This is a genomic window from Paenibacillus sp. CFBP13512, assembly GCF_005233705.1.
In the GTDB taxonomy this organism is placed as follows: domain Bacteria; phylum Bacillota; class Bacilli; order Paenibacillales; family Paenibacillaceae; genus Saccharibacillus; species Saccharibacillus nuruki.
Genome location: NZ_QGAD01000001.1, coordinates 274,222 through 291,144, shown reverse-complemented (window position 1 = coordinate 291,144; position 16,923 = coordinate 274,222). Strand labels below are relative to the sequence as shown.

At 40.9% G+C, this 16,923-nt stretch carries 15 protein-coding genes; 13 read left to right on the top strand and 2 right to left on the bottom strand.

The window, feature by feature from the left end:
* Positions 1 to 119 precede the first annotated feature (119 nt).
* The gene (locus tag PaeCFBP13512_RS01335; RefSeq protein ID WP_137220712.1) at positions 120 to 1,880 is read right to left on the bottom strand and encodes an Rqc2 family fibronectin-binding protein; all 1,761 of its coding nucleotides are present in this window, start codon (positions 1,878 to 1,880) and stop codon (positions 120 to 122) included.
* Between the two features lie 124 nt (positions 1,881 to 2,004).
* Between PaeCFBP13512_RS01335 and dapF the strand changes: the two genes are divergently transcribed.
* From dapF to rsmB, 11 genes are all read left to right on the top strand, one after another.
* Positions 2,005 to 2,841 (top strand): diaminopimelate epimerase, encoded by an 837-nt coding sequence (gene dapF / locus PaeCFBP13512_RS01330; RefSeq protein WP_137220711.1) that lies wholly within the window; start codon positions 2,005 to 2,007, stop codon positions 2,839 to 2,841.
* A 115-nt stretch (positions 2,842 to 2,956) separates the two neighbouring features.
* A complete protein-coding gene (locus PaeCFBP13512_RS01325) occupies positions 2,957 to 4,849 on the top strand; it encodes a bifunctional homocysteine S-methyltransferase/methylenetetrahydrofolate reductase (RefSeq protein WP_069329033.1) in 1,893 nt (630 codons plus the stop codon).
* 32 nt (positions 4,850 to 4,881) lie between these two features.
* Positions 4,882 to 5,778 carry a YicC/YloC family endoribonuclease gene (locus PaeCFBP13512_RS01320; protein ID WP_137220866.1) on the top strand — a complete coding sequence of 299 codons (897 nt, stop codon included), beginning with the start codon at positions 4,882 to 4,884 and terminating at the stop codon, positions 5,776 to 5,778.
* A 63-nt stretch (positions 5,779 to 5,841) separates the two neighbouring features.
* Positions 5,842 to 6,102, top strand: a complete 261-nt coding sequence (gene remA / locus PaeCFBP13512_RS01315) for an extracellular matrix/biofilm regulator RemA (RefSeq protein WP_020615370.1) — start codon at positions 5,842 to 5,844, stop codon at positions 6,100 to 6,102.
* Between the two features lie 67 nt (positions 6,103 to 6,169).
* Positions 6,170 to 6,742, top strand: a complete 573-nt coding sequence (gmk, locus tag PaeCFBP13512_RS01310) for a guanylate kinase (RefSeq protein ID WP_069329034.1) — start codon at positions 6,170 to 6,172, stop codon at positions 6,740 to 6,742.
* 48 nt (positions 6,743 to 6,790) lie between these two features.
* The gene (gene rpoZ, locus PaeCFBP13512_RS01305; RefSeq protein ID WP_069329035.1) at positions 6,791 to 7,009 is read left to right on the top strand and encodes a DNA-directed RNA polymerase subunit omega; all 219 of its coding nucleotides are present in this window, start codon (positions 6,791 to 6,793) and stop codon (positions 7,007 to 7,009) included.
* A gap of 202 nt (positions 7,010 to 7,211) precedes the next feature.
* Entirely contained in the window at positions 7,212 to 8,441 is a 1,230-nt protein-coding gene (gene coaBC / locus PaeCFBP13512_RS01300) for a bifunctional phosphopantothenoylcysteine decarboxylase/phosphopantothenate--cysteine ligase CoaBC (RefSeq protein ID WP_137220710.1), read from the top strand.
* Positions 8,438 to 10,963: a primosomal protein N' gene (priA, locus tag PaeCFBP13512_RS01295; protein ID WP_137220709.1), complete on the top strand. Its 2,526-nt coding sequence runs from the start codon at positions 8,438 to 8,440 to the stop codon at positions 10,961 to 10,963. Before coaBC ends, priA begins: the two co-directional genes overlap by 4 nt.
* A 65-nt stretch (positions 10,964 to 11,028) precedes the next feature.
* Positions 11,029 to 11,508 (top strand): peptide deformylase, encoded by a 480-nt coding sequence (gene def, locus PaeCFBP13512_RS01290; protein ID WP_137220708.1) that lies wholly within the window; start codon positions 11,029 to 11,031, stop codon positions 11,506 to 11,508.
* A 7-nt stretch (positions 11,509 to 11,515) separates the two neighbouring features.
* Entirely contained in the window at positions 11,516 to 12,466 is a 951-nt protein-coding gene (fmt, locus tag PaeCFBP13512_RS01285; RefSeq protein WP_137220707.1) for a methionyl-tRNA formyltransferase, read from the top strand.
* Complete coding sequence (gene rsmB / locus PaeCFBP13512_RS01280) at positions 12,463 to 13,902, top strand: 16S rRNA (cytosine(967)-C(5))-methyltransferase RsmB (RefSeq protein WP_137220706.1); 1,440 nt, start codon at positions 12,463 to 12,465, stop codon at positions 13,900 to 13,902. Before fmt ends, rsmB begins: the two co-directional genes overlap by 4 nt.
* Positions 13,903 to 13,987: 85 nt before the next feature.
* Here rsmB and PaeCFBP13512_RS01275 read toward each other — a convergent pair whose 3' ends face one another.
* Positions 13,988 to 14,863: an alpha/beta fold hydrolase gene (locus tag PaeCFBP13512_RS01275; RefSeq protein ID WP_137220705.1), complete on the bottom strand. Its 876-nt coding sequence runs from the start codon at positions 14,861 to 14,863 to the stop codon at positions 13,988 to 13,990.
* 191 nt (positions 14,864 to 15,054) lie between these two features.
* On the opposite strand from PaeCFBP13512_RS01275, the gene PaeCFBP13512_RS01270 reads away from it, so the two are divergent.
* Both PaeCFBP13512_RS01270 and rlmN read left to right on the top strand, forming a co-directional pair.
* Positions 15,055 to 15,618, top strand: a complete 564-nt coding sequence (locus PaeCFBP13512_RS01270; RefSeq protein WP_083243609.1) for a TetR/AcrR family transcriptional regulator — start codon at positions 15,055 to 15,057, stop codon at positions 15,616 to 15,618.
* A 258-nt stretch (positions 15,619 to 15,876) separates the two neighbouring features.
* Positions 15,877 to 16,923 carry a 23S rRNA (adenine(2503)-C(2))-methyltransferase RlmN gene (gene rlmN, locus PaeCFBP13512_RS01265; protein ID WP_069329042.1) on the top strand — a complete coding sequence of 349 codons (1,047 nt, stop codon included), beginning with the start codon at positions 15,877 to 15,879 and terminating at the stop codon, positions 16,921 to 16,923.

Here is a 16,923-nt window from a genome sequence, read left to right as displayed (position 1 = left end):
AGAAAAAGAACGGCTTGAAGATCACCTGTAACAAAGGTGTTTCAAGCCGTTCTTTATTTGTAAATCATCATCGCAAAAGCAATATTAGATAGTTCTAAAATATCATTAAAACATACGGATTAAGATTTGATCGAACTTTCCAAACCTTTAACGACATCTTCTTCAGGTGTGATAAACAAAGTAGTCTGTTGCTCATAGATGACAAATCCAGGCTTCGCTCCGCTGGGCTTACGCACATGACGAATCAATGTGTAATCGACAGGCACACTACTGGATTCTTTAGCCTGACTAAAATAAGCGGCAAGCTGTGCAGCTTCTGCTAATGTAGCTTCACCAAATTGTTGACTACGGATAACCACATGAGAACCAGGAATATCTTTGGTATGCAACCATGTGTCATTGGAATGAGCTAATTTGTTGGTAATATAATCATTTTGTAAATTGTTTTTACCTACATACATTTCGATACCTTCACTAGACGTATAGACATGAAGAGTCGGACGATTGTCTTTACGTTTCTTTTTGGCACGTTTATTACGATTACGTACATATCCTTGCTCCGCCAATTCTTCACGAATCTCGTCAATATCTTGCAAAGAAGCACTGCCTAATTGTTGTAGCAACGAATCCAAATACTGAATTTCAGCATGTGTTTTGATTAATTGTTGATCGATAACCGCTAGACTGTTTTTGTATTTGTTATACCGTTTGAAATAACGCTGTGCATTATCAGAAGGTGTCAATTGCGGATCAAGAGTGATTGTAATTGGACGCTGTTCTTCATCATAGAAGTTAATCAATTCGATCTGTTTATCGCCACGTTTTAGTTCATGTAGTGAAGCGAATAACAATTCACCTTGGATACGGAATTTTTCAGCACCTTCAGCTTCTTGAATATCTTTTTGTAGATTGTCTAACTTTTTAATATTTTTACTGCGCTCATTTTGAAGAAAACGTAATAGATCACTTGTTTTCTGTTTTACGGTATCACGTTCTGCTTTGTCACCATAATAAGCTTCGATACATTGACTGATCGAATCGTAATGCTTTTCTTCCTCTTGAATCAGAGTCAACGGCACTGCTGAAAATACGATTTTACCTTGAGCATTCAGACCACTGACAGGAGCGAATTCTCCTTTGGATACTTGCTCCATTAAAGTAGAAAAAGCTTGCCAGATATACTGTACATCTGGATACGGATTTTCATTTGCTCCATTAGCACTCACATCAGCTTGCTGAGCACGATATACAATTTCTTCAGCGATCAAAGGGCTCAGACCACTAAACGTATTCAAAATAAAACGAGCAGGCGGATCAATATTTTCACGATGCAGTTCCATAAACTGTTGTTTGCCTGTTTCTAACGGATTCAATTTGTGCTGATCTGGCGGTTCTACATAGCTGAATCCAGGCATGATCACACGGTAGCTACTAATAGCGGGTGTAATATGATGAATTCCGTCTAATATCGTATTGGTTGCCGGATCGATTACAATCATATTACTATGACGACCCATGATTTCGATAATTAACCGTTTGAATGAAACATCGCCTAATTCATCACGTTGACGCACATTGAAATGAATGACACGTTCCATACCTACTTGCTCAATGGATTCTATAATTGCGCCTTCACAATGTTTGCGGAGTAACATACAGAACATCGGTGCTTCTTGCGGATTCATAAATGATTGTTCGGTAAATTGAACACGTGGATAAGTAGGGTTCACACTTAGAATTAATTTGCGATTCCCACGTTGTACACGAATCTGAAAAACAATATCATTACCTGTCGGTTGGTGAATTTTATTAATACGTGCGCCTTGTAGAGACTGAAGCTCATGAACAATCGCACGGGTAACAATGCCATCTAATGCCATATCTAATATTCTCCTATTCTTACTATCATAATCATCTTCTATCATGCCACAAACCCATAGCAATTTATAGTGCCATCATGTATGCTTACCCAATAGAATGTGTTTTTCGGAGGAGAGGATTGAGATGGAATTTACCAAAATGAATGGTCTGGGCAACGATTTTATCGTTGTTTATGGAGAGCCATCATTGCCAGCAAATGTAGCAGAATTGGCGATTAAGCATTGCAATCGTTACTTTGGTATCGGTGCAGATGGTTTAGTCTATATTTTGCCGTCCGCCAATGCAGACTTTATGATGCGTATTATTAATTCAGATGGATCAGAAGCAGAACAATGTGGAAATGCAATTCGTTGTGTTGCCAAATATGTATATGATCGTGGTCTAACGCCGCATACTGAAATTACAATAGAAACGATGGGTGCAGGTGTTCAGTCGGTAACCGTACAAGCCGAAGATGGCGTTGCTCATACCGTTCGTGTCGATATGGGAGCACCCATTCTGGATAGCACTTTAATTCCAGTGGCAGTAGAAGGTAATCCTGTGATGAATCAAGAGATTGAAATAGCAGGACAGATTTTCCATTTTACAGCGGTATCAATGGGTAATCCTCACTGTGTTATTTATGTTGATGATGCAGTCAATATTGATCTGAATAAATGGGGGCCACTGCTTGAAAATCATCCGTTATTTCCACGCAAAGTCAATGTAGAATTTACAACTGTACAAAGTCGTGATCGTATGGATATGCGTGTATGGGAACGTGGAGCAGGGCCAACACTGGCTTGTGGAACAGGTGCTTGTGCAACATTGGTTTCTTCGGTGCTCAATGGATATTCAGATCGTAGTGGATATGTATCTCTTAAAGGTGGAGACTTATATATCGAGTGGGATGAGTCCAGTAACAAAGTCTATATGACTGGTTCTGCGGCTACGGTCTATACAGGAGAAACAACTGAATAACAGCTTACAAACAGTCTGGTTATATAATTTAGCTATATCACCGTTTGAACGTCTTATAGCTCTTGTTTTTGTGCTACATTAGAACGTAAATGAATCCAGTGGGGTGGACTATACAATGAAGCCAGATTTGCGTTCCAAATGGACAGATAGCGTGATTATAGGTGATGGAGCGATGGGAACCTATTTATATCAATTAGGATTTCCAGTAGGGATCTCTTATGAAGAACTTAATTTGATTCGTCCACATATTATAGAAGATGTACACCGTCAATATGTTAATGCAGGTGCTCAAATGATTGAGACCAATACATTTTCTGCTAATTATGATCGATTATCTAAATATGGGCTTGAAGATAAAGTCGATGAAATTAATCGCGCAGGGGTACGTATTGCCCGGGCAGCAGCTGGGGATCAAGCTTATGTCGTTGGTTCAGTCGGAGCGATTCGCAATGGTAAACGTACCAATATTCCGAGGTCTGAATTACGCCAATATTTTAGACAACAAGTATCTTCGTTATTAGATGAAGGTGTAGATGGAATTTTGTTAGAAACGTTTTTTGAAGTGGAAGAACTTGCGATTGCTTTACGGCAGGTACGCAAACTTACTGATATTCCTGTCATGTGCCAATTAACAGTAGAAGATGCGATTCGGACGTTAGATGGATTTGCTTTGCCAGATGCGTTTGCTTTGTTAACGGATGCAGGAGCAGATATGGTTGGTCTTAATTGCCGTGTGGGTCCTAATGGAACACTACATGCACTTGAAGCGATTCAAGGAAAAGTATCGTTACCGTTATCTGTTTATCCAGATGCTGGTGTCGCTGATTACGTTGATGGTGAATATCGTTATGGAGCAAGTCCGGCTTATTTTGGTCAACGGAGTGTTCGATTTGCCGAGTTAGGTGCCAGAGTGATCGGTGGATGTTGTGGAACTACACCTGAACATATCGCTGCAATCGCAAGAGCACTAGAAGGATATACACCGGAGACATTAGACTTTTCAAATGTACAAAAACCTACTCCACAGATCAGTGTAACCATAGAAAATGCAATTATGGATGAAAGTGATCGTAATGGAGAAGATGTACCGCCAACACTGGTTGATCTAGTGCGCGAACGTCCAACTGTTATCGTTGAACTTGATCCACCTCGTGATCTGGATATCACTCGCTTTCTCAAAGGAGCAGCTGCGCTTAAAGAAGCAGGAGTGGATGCATTAACTCTAGCAGACAATTCGCTAGCAGTTACTCGAATGAGTAATATGGCACTTGGACATATTGTGCAACGTGAAGCAGGTATTCGCCCTTTGATCCATATTGCTTGTCGTGATCGCAATATGATCGGTAGTCAATCGCATATGATGGGATTCGATGCATTGGGTATTGATCATGTTCTAGCGGTAACAGGTGATCCGTCTAAATTTGGTGATTTGCCAGGAGCAAGTTCGGTCTACGATATGACTTCATTTGATATGATCAAAATGATCAAGCAATTGAATGAAGGCATTGCTTTCTCAGGTAAACCACTCAAACAACGTGCCAAGTTCGTTGTAGGGGCAGCCTTTAACCCGAATGTAAAACATCTCGACAAAGCAGTCGTTCGTCTGGAAAAGAAAATCGCTGCCGGTGCTGATTATATTATGACTCAGCCTGTCTACGATGTGCAGTTGATTGCTGATATTCGCGAAGCGACCAAACATTTGGATATTCCTATTTTTATCGGCATTATGCCACTTGCGAGCGGGCGTAATGCAGAATATCTTCATAATGAAGTTCCGGGTATCCAATTATCGGATGAAGTACGTGGACGAATGGCTGGACTCGAAGGTGAAGAAGGCAGAGCTACAGGCGTAGTGATCGCTAAAGAACTGCTGGATGTCGCTATGGAACATTTTAATGGAATATATATTATGACTCCGTTTATGTTTTATGATATGAGCGTACAGCTAACTGAATATATATGGACAAAAGCAAAGCGCCGTCCAAACCCCTTGTTTCACACTAGATAATCAATTACAATAGGATAACGGATGTGATGCCGATGTCATTCAGTATGACCGGATACGGTCAGTCCGCCGTGCAATTTGGCGGCTACAAAGTCCAGATTGAAGTCAAATCCGTCAATCATCGTTATTGCGAAATCGTGATGCGTATACCACGCGAATGGGGTCAAATGGAGGACAGTCTCAAACGACTGATTCAAGATGCGATCAAGCGTGGACGGATAGATGTATTTATGAACAAAGAGCAAGATACAGGGCAAGTTCCGTCTCTGAAGCTCAACCATGCGAATGTCCAGTCTTATTTACAAGCAGGTCAAGAGCTAACAGAGCGTTATGGTATGAATGGAACGTTGGATATTAACCAATTGCTTGCATTACCGGGAGTAATGACGACTGAGCAACCTTCGGAATTGGCAGATGAAGAAGGACAAGCACAGTGGCAACAGATTCTTGGTCAGGGGCTACAAGAAGCACTTCATAATTTACTGGAAATGCGTGCACGAGAAGGGATTCATTTAGCTAACGATTTGCGGGAGCGTCTGAATTTACTAGAGCAGCATTATCGGAAGATGTGTGAATTAGCACCTACTGTAGTAGAAGAACATCGTGTACGTCTGGTACAGCGATTATCTGAACTTCAGGATGGAAGTTATCATTGGGATGATTCCAGAATTAGCATGGAGATCGCCGTATTTGCAGATCGTTCAAATATTGATGAAGAATTGACACGTTTGAATAGCCATTTTCAGCAGTGCAGGTTATTGCTCGAAAGTAATGATGCGATAGGGCGTAGACTTGATTTTTTGATTCAAGAAATGAATAGAGAAGTGAATACAATTGGTTCCAAAGCAAATCATCTGGCTCTGACTAATCATGTGGTTGAGATGAAAGCGGAACTGGAAAAAATCCGTGAACAAGCTGCAAATTTGGAATGAATGCAAGTTAGCGACCTCATTTCGGCGTAAATGAGTCAAATGTATAGGGGGAAAAACCTGAAGATGGCCATCAAACTTATCAATATTGGCTTCGGAAATATTGTATCCGCTAATCGGATTATTTCTATAGTAAGCCCTGAGTCTGCACCAATCAAAAGAATTATTCAGGAAGCACGCGATCGTCATATGCTCATTGATGCCACATATGGTCGTCGTACTCGTGCTGTTATCATTACAGATAGCGATCATGTGATTCTTTCCGCAGTGCAACCGGAAACCGTAGCACATCGTCTATCTACCAAAGATGATGATCACGACGAATAAACAAAAAGAGGCTGTTGATCAATCCAGTACAGACCGGACGACGCAACAGCCTAAAATGGAGTGTACCATGTCTAAAGGATTATTATTTGTGTTATCCGGCCCGTCTGGTGTCGGTAAAGGGACGGTATGCAGTGCTCTTCGGACGCGCATGCCTGAGTTGATCTATTCTGTATCTGCAACCACTCGTCAGCCTCGTGCAGGTGAAGTGGACGGAGTGAATTACTTTTTCAAAAGTCATGAACAATTCCAGTCAATGATCCAAAATGATCGATTGCTGGAACATGCGGAGTATGTAGGTAACTTCTATGGCACTCCACGTGATTTTGTAGAAGATACGCTGAATGCGGGTAACGATATTTTCCTTGAAATCGAAGTACAAGGTGCTTTGAAAGTCATGGAGAAGTTTCCAGAAGGCGTATTTATTTTTTTGACTCCACCTTCGTTTGAAGAATTGGAACAACGTCTGCATGGGCGTGGAACTGAAACCGTAGATACGATTATGAATCGGATGACGGTAGCTGCTGACGAGTTGGAATTGATGAAGCATTATGATTACTCTGTAGTCAATGATGAAATTGATCTAGCATGTATGCGAATCCAGAGTATTATTGTCGCAGAACATTGTAAGATTACAAAATAAGTCCTGCGGAAGTTTATTTCGCAGAACACGAAGAGGTGTGTGTATCTAATGTTATATCCTTCTATTGATGAAATGATGACTAAAGTCGACAGTAAGTACTCTCTTGTTGTTGCAGCTTCCCGTCGTGCAAGACAATTGCGCGAAGGTAGCACTAGTGAATTGAAAGATGCTCATGCGAGCAAATATGTAGGTATTGCATTAGAAGAAATCTATAACGATATTCTTCGCATTGAACGCAGAACAGAAACAGAGTATGACGACGAGTAAGAAGTAAGGGTCTAGGTAAAGGGGTCCGCTATATAATGTATAATTAAATACGGTCCCCGGCGCCACTTGCTAACAACCGAAAGGTTGTTATTTTTTTTGAAAAGTTCTCGAAATGATCACTGTTATTCCCTTTTTACTACAAAAAGCGGTATAATAAAGGGATGAATAATTGCTCAAACTAAACGAAAGCGGGGAGATAGAGATGCTGCAAGGTAAAAAGATTGTGCTAGGGATTACTGGCGGAATCGCTGCTTACAAAGCGGCAGCGTTATGTAGCGGATTGGTAAAACAAGGAGCAGATGTACATGTTATTATGACACGTTCAGCTTCTAAATTTATTACCGAACTTACCCTACAGACGCTCTCTCGTAACCCGGTTCATATAGATACATTTGACGAACGTGATCCAGAAGTAGTCACGCATATTAATCTAGCCGATCTAGCTGATCTAGTATTAATTGCTCCAGCCACAGCAAATACAATAGCTAAAATGGCTCATGGACTAGCAGATGATATGCTTTCTTCAACTTTGCTTGCAACGATGGCTCCAATCATGGTAGCTCCAGCAATGAATGTACACATGTACCAGCATCCAGCCGTGGTGCAGAATATGAATACACTGGTCAGTAGAGGTGTGCTAATGATCGAGCCGGGAAGTGGAATGCTTGCTTGTGGTTATGTTGGCAAAGGACGTTTGGAAGAACCGGAGACGATTATTAGAGTAGTACAAGACTTTTTTCAAGCTCAGGCTCATCGTAATCAGTTAAGTCAAGCATTAGCAGGCAAAAAAGTAACAGTCACTGCAGGTGCAACCGTGGAACGGATTGATCCTGTTCGCTTTATTACGAATGATTCTTCCGGCAAAATGGGGATTGCCATTGCTAAAGCGGCTCGTGATATGGGTGCATCGGTACGACTGATCGCAGGGACGGTTCAAGTACCTTTACCTGAAGGGATCGAGACTGTACGTGTTCAGTCTGCTCAAGATATGTATGAGGCTGTATTAGGAGAATGGAACAGCACCGATATTATGGTTCAAACAGCAGCTGTTGCAGATTATCGTCCACGCACTGTATACGATACCAAAATGAAGAAAAAAGACGAGGGGCTTACATTAGAACTCGAAAAAACAGTCGATATTTTGGAAAGTCTGGGTCAACGCAAACAGGGACAATTCCTGATTGGATTTGCCGCAGAAACGAATGATGTGGCTGAACATGCTATGGGCAAATTAAAACGCAAAAACTGTGATCTATTAGTCGCTAATGATGTCACTACAGTTGGAGCTGGTTTTGGTACAGATACCAATGTAGTTCAGATTTATGATGCTGATGGATTAGTAATGGATCTGCCTTTGATGAGTAAAGATGACGTAGCAATCCAATTGTTGAGTGTAGTAGCTAAACGGCTGAATGGAGTGTCTACCTCATGACGCTTATTGCTCAGGTGATTGTTGATGTACCTAGCCGGGGCACAGATCGTCCATTTGACTATATTGTGCCGGAATCGATGCAAGGATGGTTAGAAGTAGGGAGTCGTGTCGGTGTTCCTTTTGGCCCACGTACATTACAAGGATTTGTTATTGGATTAAGTGGAACATCAGAGACACCTGCTGCAAAGCTCAAAGCATTGCAGGAATTACTTGATCTTGTGCCTCCACTTTCAGAAGAATTAGTAGAATTGTCTGAATGGATGAGCGCCAAATATGCTTGTCATCGGATTACTGCGCTTCAATCGATGTTACCTGCGGCTTTGAAAGGTAAAGCAGAACGGTATATTCGAGTGGCTGAACGTGAATCTTGGGTAGGCGAAGATTCTCTTTTTGATGCTACAGCATCTTTATTAACCGATGAAGAAGAACAGATTATCTCTCATATTCAAAAGCAACAAGAAGTGCGAATGGAATTGTTAAGTCGACGTTTTGGTGAACAAGCGCATATTATCAAATCGTTATTACAACGAGGCATATTATTAGAAAGCCGTAGCATACGTGATAAAGTGCAAAAGAAAACTGTTCGAACGGTTTCTTTACATTTGCCAGAAGATGAGATTCGTACGATTATTGAAGAATTTCCTGCCAAAGCCAAACGTCAGCAAGAAGTACTAACGTATATCGCAGATACAGGCGGCGATGTACCGTTGAAAGAAATTATGACGGTGCTTGGCGTAACAGCCAGTACAGTGAAAGCTTTAGCCGACAAAGGATATATCGCTATTATGGATATGGAAGTGTATCGTGATCCTTATCAAGATCGTAACTTTACACCTACTACTCCATTTACATTAACCGATGAACAGCAACAGGTATATAACTCGATCATCAGCCGTATTAACAAGCGGGAAAAAGGTGAATATTTAATTCACGGGATTACAGGCAGTGGTAAAACAGAAGTGTATCTGCAATGTATTCAGCGTGTGATTGAACAAGATCGACAAGCGATTATGTTGGTACCTGAGATTGCACTGACTCCGCAGATGGTTGAGCGATTCAAAGGTCGGTTTGGCGATCGTGTAGCAGTGATGCATAGCCGTTTATCCAGTGGGGAACGTTATGATGAGTGGCGCAAAATCCGTGAAGGCAAATCGCAAGTTGCTATTGGGGCACGATCAGCGATTTTTGCTCCTTTTTCTAATCTGGGCTTAATTATTATGGATGAAGAGCATGAGACTTCGTATAAGCAAGAAGAAAGTCCGAAGTACCATGCTCGTGATGTAGCTATTCATCGTGCTCATCAGCATAATGCAGTGGTTATTTTGGGATCAGCTACCCCTTCATTGGAAAGTTATTATGCAGCTAGATCCCAAGCAAATGATGAATTTATGCCAACCTTATTGGAAATTCATGGACGTGCACTTGGAAGTGAGCTTCCAGCTGTAGAGATTATTGATATGCGTGAAGAGTTGAAAGAAGGCAACCGCTCGATGTTTAGCCGACCGCTTCACCAAGCGATAGAAGATCGGTTAGAGAAAAAGCAACAAACTGTTCTTTTGCTTAATCGACGTGGTCATTCTACTTTTGTTATGTGTCGTACTTGTGGATATGTAGCTGAATGTCCGAACTGCGATATCTCACTCACCTATCATCAGCGCTCGAACAGTCTACGTTGTCACTATTGTGGTCATGCTGAACCGGCTCCGCAAATATGCCCGGAATGTGGTAGCGAGCATATTCGTTATTTTGGCACAGGAACACAGCGTGTCGAAGAAGAATTGGCGAAGTTATTTCCCGGTATTCGTGTTGTACGGATGGATGTTGATACAACCACGCAAAAAGGGTCACATGAGAAATTATTAAATCAATTCCGAGATAAAAAAGCGGATTTACTGTTAGGTACCCAAATGGTAGCGAAAGGATTGGATTTTCCAGATGTGACACTGGTTGGTGTTATTGCTGCCGATTCGGCGTTACATTTACCTGATTTTCGGGCAGCGGAGAAAACGTTCCAACTACTTACACAGGTAGCTGGTCGAGCCGGTCGTCATCATTTACCAGGCGAAGTGATTGTGCAGACGTATAATCCAGAGCATTATTCGGTCATACATGCCAGTCATCACGATTATCATTCATTTGTACGTGAAGAATTAAAGCATCGTCAGACATTAGGGTATCCACCTTATTGCCGTCTAGCACTGATTACCTTTTCTCATGAGAAGTTAGCTTTGTTAGTACGAATTGCTGAAAATTATACACAGATGATTAAAGATCAAGCCTCTAAATTGGGTTGGTTAGGTAGTCTGGAACGATTTTCAAATGAAGCTCTGGATGTATTAGGTCCTGTCGCTTCGCCAATCCCACGCTTAAAAAATAGATACCGATTCCAATGTATGATAAAATGGCGTGGAGATATGGACGTTGCCAAGCTTGCAGAGCATGTGGCAGAACAATTGCAAGACAGCGTACGTGATAAAGAATTATTAATCAGTATCGATGTCGATCCACAGGTATTAATGTAAAAAGGGTTTATGCAAAATAGTAACAACGCAAAAGTAGAGAGATGACATAAAGGACGGGATAAAGAATGGCTATACGTATTATTGTAACTGAACCGGATGACGTGCTTCACAAAAAAGCAAAAGAAGTGACTAAAATTACACCCAATGTACAAAAGTTGTTAACCGATATGGCGGACACGATGTATGATGCAGATGGTGTAGGTCTTGCTGCGCCACAAGTTGGGATTTTGAAACGTCTTATTGTAGTTGATGTAGGCGATGATAACGGATTGATCGAACTCATTAATCCTGAAATTATAGAAAGCAATGGCGAGCAATTAGGCACTGAAGGCTGTCTGAGTATTCCAGGTCTAAATGGTCAAGTTCGTCGTGCGTTGGAAGTAACGGTTAAAGGGTTAGATCGTAATGGTGAAGAAGTGACAATCACAGGTCGTGATCTATTAGCACGTGCTTTTCAACATGAGATCGATCACTTGAATGGTGTACTGTTTACCGATATCGCAGAACGTGTCTATGATCGTAAGCTAGATGAGGAAGGGGAATAAGTCTATCGTGAAAATTGCATTTATGGGCACACCTGATTTTGCTGTGCATAGCTTGAATGTTCTGATTGAAGAAGGCATGAACGTAGTCTGTGTCGTAACTCAACCCGATCGTCCTCAAGGTCGTAAAAAAGTATTAACACCTACGCCTGTCAAAGCGGCAGCTGTAGAACATGGTATTCCTGTTCTTCAACCACAGCGGATGAGAAATCCAGAATCTATTGCAGAACTAGCCGCTTATGAACCTGATTTGATCGTAACGGCTGCTTTTGGACAGATTTTGCCCAAAGCAGTACTTGATCTTCCTCGTCTAGGTTGTGTCAATATTCATGGTTCTTTGTTGCCTAAATATCGTGGTGGTGCGCCGATTCAGCGGTGTATTATTAATGGTGAGACAGTAACAGGGATTACACTGATGTATATGGCAGAGGGACTTGATACAGGGGATATGATCTCCAAGATTGAAGTTCCGATTACGGATGAAGATACATCAGGTACCTTATTTGCCAAAATGAGTGAAGCGGGAGCAACAATTCTTCGTCAAGAATTGCCACGTTTGTTAGAAGGTAAAGTTGACGCAGAACCGCAAAATGATGATGAATCAACCTATGCTCCGAACCTAACTCGTGAAGATGAACAGTTGGATTGGTCGAAAACCAGTCGTGAATTATATAATCAAGTGCGTGGTCTTGTACCGTTTTCCGGTGGATTCACGTTATGGAACGGTGAAGTATTCAAAGTATGGAAAATGAGCAAACCTGCTACCGATGTCACTTTAACAGGTGCTGCACTCGATGCCAAACCTGGGACTGTTTTAGACTTGTCTCCAGAAGGTATCGTTGTTCGTACAGGCGACAGCACAGTGACACTTATAGAGATTCAACCTGCGGGTAAAAAAGCGCTCAAAGCGTCTGAATTTGTACGCGGAACGTCAATGACTAAAGGTACGGTGCTCGGGTGAATAATCAAAATCATAACAACAAATCCAAACGTCAACCGAATGCGGATAGCCCGTTAGCAAATAGCACCAAAACGAAATCGGATCCCAAAAGCAAATCGGTTCGTCCTACAACAGCTCGTGAAGTAGCTTTGGAAGTACTTACTGCTGTGGAAGAAGAAGGTTCATATAGTAATCTTGTTCTCAATCAAATGCTCAATCGTATTCGTTTGGAACGTGCCGATATTGGACTCGCTACAGAGCTAGTGTACGGTACGATTTCACGTCTGAATACGATTGATTATTTCCTTGGACAATTTGTGGCTAAAGGCTTAAATAAACTTCAACCATGGGTACGTAATCTGTTACGGTTTAGCTTTTATCAAATCTATTATCTTGATCGTATTCCTGCGCATGCGGCTGTAAATGAAGCGGTTAATATTGCGAAGCGTCGTGGGCATCAAGGCATATCAGGAATGGTTAATGGTGTCTTGCGTAATGTGATTCGTCGTCGTGAAGAATTAGTTATTCCGCAAGATTTGCCAGCAGCCCAAAGAATATCATTGCAACATTCATTCCCTGAATGGATGGTAGCACGTTGGATCAAGCAATATGATGAAGCAACAGCAGAGCAAATCTGTATTTCCAATAATGAAGCTCCATCGGTAAGTATTCGTGTAAATACGCATCGTACTTCTCGTACAGCGATGTTGGAATTGTTACAAAGTGAAGGATACGAGGTAGAAATTTCTCCATTATCTCCAGATGGTATTCTGGTACATGGTGGCGGTAATATGGCGTTGACATCATGGTATCAAGAAGGATTGATTTCGGTACAAGATGAAAGTTCGATGTTAGTGGCAGAAGCGGTACAAGTTCAAGCTGGAATGAATGTACTCGATTGTTGCGCGGCTCCCGGTGGGAAAAGTGTTCATTTGGCAGAGAAAATGAATAACAACGGCCATATTGTAGCTAACGATATTCATGAGCATAAGCGTCAGTTGGTTGATGATCAGGCAGAACGTCTACAACTTTCGATTATCGAAACGACCGTTGGTGATGCCTTAACACTAGCAGAACGTTATCCTGCGGGTTCTTTTGACCGGATATTGTTAGATGCTCCATGTTCCGGTCTAGGCGTTATTCGTCGTAAACCTGATCTCAAATGGAATAAAAGTATGGCAGATATCAAAGAAATCGTGCAGTTACAACAACAGTTGTTGCAGAATATGTCTACTTTACTCAAGCCTGATGGTATTCTGGTATACAGTACATGTACGATTGAACGTAGTGAAAATGAAGCGATTGTGGAATCTTTTTTACATCAAAACAAGCAGTTTGAAGTGGTTCCTTTTGCACCGATCACTACCAATCATGCTACAACAGGTGTACAGATTTTACCGCAAGATTTTCATTCAGATGGATTCTATATTGCAGCACTACGTAAAAACAGTCACTAAAATAAATGATATACAAAGAAAGCGCCTTTTGGGCGCTTTTTATGTTGGAAAAGAAATTCACTTTTAAATAGACAGGTCTGTATATTTATAAGGATGAACCGGTTAATCGAGTCTCTAAAAAGTGTCGAATCAGATCAACGCTAATCGCTAAATCTTCTTCCAGTGGAAAATGCCCTGTGTTCAACAAATGAACATCTACATCTTCAAGATCATCCATATACGCTAAGGCTCCTTTGACTCCAAAAAACATATCATTTTTACCCCACGCGACAAGAACAGGTGGTTGATAAGTACGGAAGTATTCATGCCATGTTGGATATTGCTTCAGATTGTTCTGATAATCAAAATAGAGCGCCAGTTGAATCTCTTGATTACCTTCTCGATCCAGATGAATCTGATCGTTGTTCCAATTGTCTGGACTAATGGATTCAGGGTCACGCGTTCCATTTACATATTGATGTTTTGTAACTTCGATTGTTAATATGTCAAGCACATCTTGACGAATCGCAGCATCGTTAGGATTTTTCCAAAAAGCTTGGATAGGTGCCCATGCAGATTCAAGTCCCACTTCATAAGCATTACCATTCTGAGAAATAATCGCTTGAACACGTTCTGGATGCATAACGGCTAGACGATAGCCAACTGGAGCGCCGTAATCATGTACGTAGATACTGTACGTAGCCAAGTTTAATTGTTCAACAAAATCGTTGATCAGATGAGCAATACTGTCGAACGTATACTCGAAATCAGCCATTGGCGGTTGATCGCTGTTACCAAACCCTGGATAGTCAGGAGCAATAACATGGTAACGATCAGCAAGTTGAATCATAAGATTACGGTACATATGCGAGGAAGATGGGAATCCGTGTAGTAACAAAATCGTGGGATGATTGCGATTACCTGCTTCTCGATAAAAAATGTTTAAACCATTAACCAGCTCATACTTATGCTTCACGTTCATAGAGATCACCTCAGTTTTAGTTTTGAATTGCAATGTGTAATGGTGCTATCACTTTTTAAATTATACATACAGGTCTGTATAGTTTCAAGCTATTTTATTTGTATTTACATTGGAGTCGATTTAATATAAACTTACAGGTCTGTATATATTGATAATCAATTGCAAAAGCTTTTGGGAATAGAGGTTATGTGATGGTTAATAAAAGTAAAAAAGAACAGATTCTGCGAGTCGCTTCTGAACTTTTTAATAAACAGGGGATTCGTGCTACAGGTGTCGATCAAGTCGTCGCCGAATCTAAAGTCGCCAAAATGACGTTATATAATCATTTTCCATCCAAAGATGAACTTGTTTTGTCTTATCTGAAAAGACAGGATGAACAGTGGAGAGATTGGTTCGAATCTTCTGTTGATCGTCGCGGAGGTACACCACAAAATCGTTTGCTAGCTGTCTATGATGTGTTAGGAGAATGGTTTGTAGCGCCAGATTTTACAGGCTGTGCTTTTATCAAAACAGCTTCGGAATTTTCAGATGATAATCATCCTTACTTTGTAGCTTCTCATCAATATAAAGTGTATCTACGTGATTATATTGCATCACTGGTAGAACAGTGCAATGTTAAACAATCGCAAATGTTAGCTAGCACTCTATATATGTTAGTAGAAGGAGCTATAATGACTTATATGCTACAAACAGAGCCAGAGGCAGCTGTTCATGCTCGTGAAGCAGCACAAATTCTGATTCAGCAACTATCGTAATGGATCTTGGCTGGATATCTTAGGATAACGAAATATGCCTTGAATAAAGCGACTTTTGCTATGTTTATAAATAAATATGAGTCTATAATCTGTAAAATGAACAAAGTTGTGATAAATATGACGATATCTTAATGAACAGACTCTTTAGGGTTTGATTGTTTTATGCTAGAATAGTAAGGATGAAATTCAATGTTGACCGTCATGTAATCAGTAGTATCAAAAAATGAAAAGAATTTGAGAATAGGTGTGATAATTGTAATGAAACCTTTTATATATGATTATGCTTTGGAAGATCTACAGAACTGGGCAAAAGAAAATAATGAACCTGCTTTCCGTGCAGGACAAATTTTCGACTGGCTGTATGTGAAGCGTGTGACTTCGTTTGAGGAAATGACTAACCTTTCCAAGGAACTTCGCGCTAAACTAGACGACCAGTTTTCTTTTGTTCTATTGGATGAGATTACAAAAATGCAGTCTAAAGATGGTACGGTTAAGTTTTTATTTGGTCTGCATGATGCTCATGCGATCGAGACGGTTATTATGCGTCACAACTACGGAAATAGTATCTGTGTAACGACACAGGTAGGTTGTCGTATCGGTTGTACATTCTGTGCATCCACACTGGGCGGATTGAAACGTAATCTGACAGCAGGTGAAATTGTTGCTCAGGTTGTTCAAGCACAGAAGATTTTGGATGAAACAAATGAACGGGTAAGCAGTATCGTTATTATGGGTTCAGGTGAACCTTTTGAAAACTATGAAGCAACAATGACCTTTTTACGGATTATGATTCATGAAAAAGGATTGAATATCGGTCAACGTCATATCACTGTTTCTACAAGTGGAATCGTACCGAATATTTACAAATTTGCAGATGAAGATACGCAGATCAATCTAGCGATCTCTATTCATGCACCGAATGATAAATTACGTTCTAAATTAATGCCGGTTAACCGTCGTTTTCCTTTTGATGATGTGATGGAATCTCTTCGTTATTATTTGAAGAAAACAGGTCGCCGGATTACGTTTGAATATGCGTTGATTGGTGGCGTTAATGATCAACCTGAGCATGCAGAAGAATTAGCAGATGTTCTCAAAACAATGATGTGTCATGTCAATTTGATTCCTGTTAACTATGTTCCAGAACGTGATTATGTGCGTACCCCGCGCAAAGATATTTTTGAATTCCAGCGTATTTTATCAGACAAAGGTGTGAATGTAACGATCCGTCGTGAGCAAGGACACGATATCGCTGCTGCTTGTGGACAATTACGAGCGAAACACATGGAGTCGACTGCGAGGTGA